Annotated in this window: 3 protein-coding genes; all 3 read left to right on the top strand. The window is 72.6% G+C overall.

The features are described 5' to 3' along the window. The first annotated feature begins 186 nt into the window (after positions 1-186). The 3 genes from Q6969_RS14620 to Q6969_RS14610 are packed head-to-tail and all read left to right on the top strand — an operon-like array spanning position 187 to position 2818. Positions 187-1113 carry an ATP-binding cassette domain-containing protein gene (locus Q6969_RS14620; RefSeq protein WP_317231100.1) on the top strand — a complete coding sequence of 309 codons (927 nt, stop codon included), beginning with the start codon at positions 187-189 and terminating at the stop codon, positions 1111-1113. Next, a complete protein-coding gene (locus tag Q6969_RS14615) occupies positions 1110-1964 on the top strand; it encodes an ABC transporter permease (RefSeq protein WP_317231099.1) in 855 nt (284 codons plus the stop codon). Before Q6969_RS14620 ends, Q6969_RS14615 begins: the two co-directional genes overlap by 4 nt. Then, positions 1961-2818 carry an ABC transporter permease gene (locus Q6969_RS14610; RefSeq protein ID WP_317231098.1) on the top strand — a complete coding sequence of 286 codons (858 nt, stop codon included), beginning with the start codon at positions 1961-1963 and terminating at the stop codon, positions 2816-2818. Before Q6969_RS14615 ends, Q6969_RS14610 begins: the two co-directional genes overlap by 4 nt. Positions 2819-3059 lie beyond the last annotated feature (241 nt).

Genomic DNA, 3059 nt, shown 5'->3' with positions numbered 1-3059 from the left:
GGGCGGCCGTCGCTGCTGCGGGCAGCGGTGCCGGGCGTCCCGTGATCCGCCCTGCGACTCTACGCGCCGCACGCCGGGCGTCCGCCGCGCGCGGGGCGTCGGCCGGGGACCTCGACCGGGACCCGCCCGGATCCCCGCGTCCGACCCCGTGGTCGATCCGCCCGCGGCTCCCTAGGCTGAGGTCTCGTGCCCACTCCCGTCATCACCGCCGACCGCCTCGTGAAGAGGTACGGCGACCACGTCGCCGTCGACGGACTCTCCTTCGAGGTCGCGCCCGGCGAGTCCTTCGGCCTCCTCGGCCCGAACGGCGCCGGCAAGTCCACCACCATGCGCATGATCGGCGCCGTCTCCTCGCGGACGGGCGGCACGCTCGACATCCTCGGGCTCGACCCCGACACGCACGGCCCGGAGATCCGGTCGCAGCTCGGCGTCGTGCCGCAGGCCGACAACCTCGACCTCGAGCTCCGGGCGCGCGACAACCTCATCGTCTACGGCCGCTACTTCGGCCTGCCGCGCAGGCAGGTCGCGGCGCGCGCCGACGAGCTGCTCGAGTTCGCGCAGCTGAGCGACCGCGCGGGCGCCAAGGTCGACGACCTCTCCGGCGGCATGAAGCGCCGCCTCACCATCGCCCGCGCCCTCATCAGCGACCCGCGGATCCTCCTGCTCGACGAGCCGACGACGGGCCTCGACCCGCAGGCCCGCCACATCCTCTGGGACCGCCTGTTCCGCCTCAAGGAGCAGGGCACGACGCTCGTGCTCACCACGCACTACATGGACGAGGCCGAGCAGCTGTGCGACCGGATCATCGTGGTCGACGAGGGCCGGATCATGGCCGAGGGCTCACCCGCCTCCCTCATCCGCGACCACTCGAGCCGCGAGGTGCTCGAGGTGCGCTTCGGCTCCGACCGCAACGAGGAGGCGTCGCGCGAGATCGCCGGCTTCGGCGACCGCGTCGAGGTCCTGCCCGACCGCGTGCTCGTCTACGCCTCCGACGGCGAGGCCGTGCTCAGCCGGATCCTCGAGCAGGGCCTCGCACCCATCACCACCCTCGTCCGCCGCTCCAGCCTCGAGGACGTCTTCCTCCGGCTCACCGGCCGCAGCCTCGTCGAATGAGCGTCGACGCCTCGCGCGCCCCCCGCGCCACCGCCCGCGACCGCGCACTCGCCGCCGGCGTGCGTCCCCGCCGGTTCGGCTCCTGGTACGCGGCCGAGCACCGGCTGCTCGGGATCCGCGCCTACGCCGGCACGGTCATCGCGACCGGCATCGCCAGCCCCTACGTCTACCTCTACGCGCTCGGCGTGGGGCTCGCGACCGTGGTCGACCAGGGCACCGGCGCGAACCAGGCGCTCGGGATCAGCTTCCTCGTCTTCGTCGCCCCCGCGCTCCTCGCGACGAGCGCCATGACGGTCGCGAGCGAGGAGTTCACGTACCCGATCCTCGGCGCCTTCAAGTGGAACCCGGTATTCCAGGCGATGAACGCGTCCCCGCTGACGCCCGCCCAGGTCGTGGACGGGCAGGTCATCGGCGTCGCCATCCGCATGGCCCCCACGGCGATCGCGTACTTCGCCTTCATGCTGCTGTTCGGCGCCGTGCCCCTCGGCACGGGCTTCCTCGCGATCGGCGCCGCGCTCCTGACGGGCATGGCCATCGGCGTCGTGATCATGGCGTACGTCGCCACCCTGGAGCAGGACACGGGTCAGATCGCGATGGTGCTGCGCTTCGTCATCACGCCGCTGTCGCTGTTCTCGGGCACGTTCTTCCCGCTGACGCAGCTGCCCGTCTGGCTGCAGTGGGTCGGCTGGGTCTCCCCGCTCTGGCACGGCACCGAGCTCGGCCGCGTGGCGACCTACGGGCTCGGGGAGCCGCTCTGGCTCACGCTCGTGCACGTCGCGTACCTGCTGCTGTGGCTCGCCGTCGGGTGGACGCTGGCCCGGCGGATCACCACGAGGAGGCTCCGCAGGTGACCGCTCCGACCGCGGGCGCGTCGTCCGCCTCGAGGCCCGCGGGGCCCGCCGGGCCGCCCGTCCGCCGCCGCGGGACCAGCGCGCTCTACGCCGGCAACGCGCGCTCCGTGCTGTCGCGCGGCCTCCTCGCGACCCGCAGCACCAACTGGACCGTCGTCGTCTCCGGCTTCTTCGAGCCCGTGTTCTACCTGCTCGCGATGGGCATCGGGCTCGGCTCCCTCGTGGGGGACGTCACGACGAGCACCGGGCAGCCCGTGCCGTACGCCGCGTACATCGCGCCCGCGCTCCTCGCCGTCTCGGCGATGAACGGTGCCGTGTACGACTCCACGTGGAACGTCTTCTTCAAGATGAACCACTCCAAGCTGTACCAGGGCATGCTCGCGACCTCGCTCGGCCCGCTCGACGTGGCCTTCGGCGAGATCTCGCTCGCGCTGCTCCGCGGCGTCGTGTACTCGTCGGGCTTCCTCATCGTGATGCAGGTGCTCGGCCTCAACCTGTCCTGGTGGGCGATCCTCGCGCTGCCGTCCGTGGTGCTCGTCGCCCTCGCCTTCGCGAGCTTCGGCATGGCCGTCACGAGCTACATGAAGACGTTCCAGCAGATGGACTGGATCAACTTCATCCTGCTGCCGATGTTCCTGTTCTCCGCCACCTTCTACCCGCTGTCGGTCTACCCGCCGTGGATCCAGGCGGTGATCCAGGCCCTGCCGCTCTGGCACGCCGTGGAGCTGGTGCGCGGGTTCACCACGGGCGCGCTGTCGATCGCGGTCGTCGGGCACGTCCTCTACTTCGCGGTGATGACGGCGATCGGCCTGGTATTCACGACGCGGCGGCTGCGGGTGCTCTTCCTCGACTGAGGTGCCGGCGCCGCGTCGGGCCGCCCGTGGCTGTGGAGGCGGGCGGCGGCTGCGGCGCCCATCGGGGATCCTCGGGCGCACCGCCGGGCGACCACGCCCGGCGGGCCACCCCCCACCGCGAGGAGCCCCATGCACGCACGCGCCCGATCCGACCGACAGCATCTCGGGGACGGAGGCGCGCGAGGGCCCGGAAGCGGACGGCGCCGGCGCGTCCTGCGCGCCGCGGTGGGAGCCGCGGTCG

The sequence above is a fragment of the Clavibacter sp. MX14-G9D genome (genome assembly GCF_032917815.1).
GTDB lineage: Bacteria > Actinomycetota > Actinomycetes > Actinomycetales > Microbacteriaceae > Clavibacter > Clavibacter michiganensis_K.
This window is presented reverse-complemented; position numbering and strand designations above follow the sequence as displayed.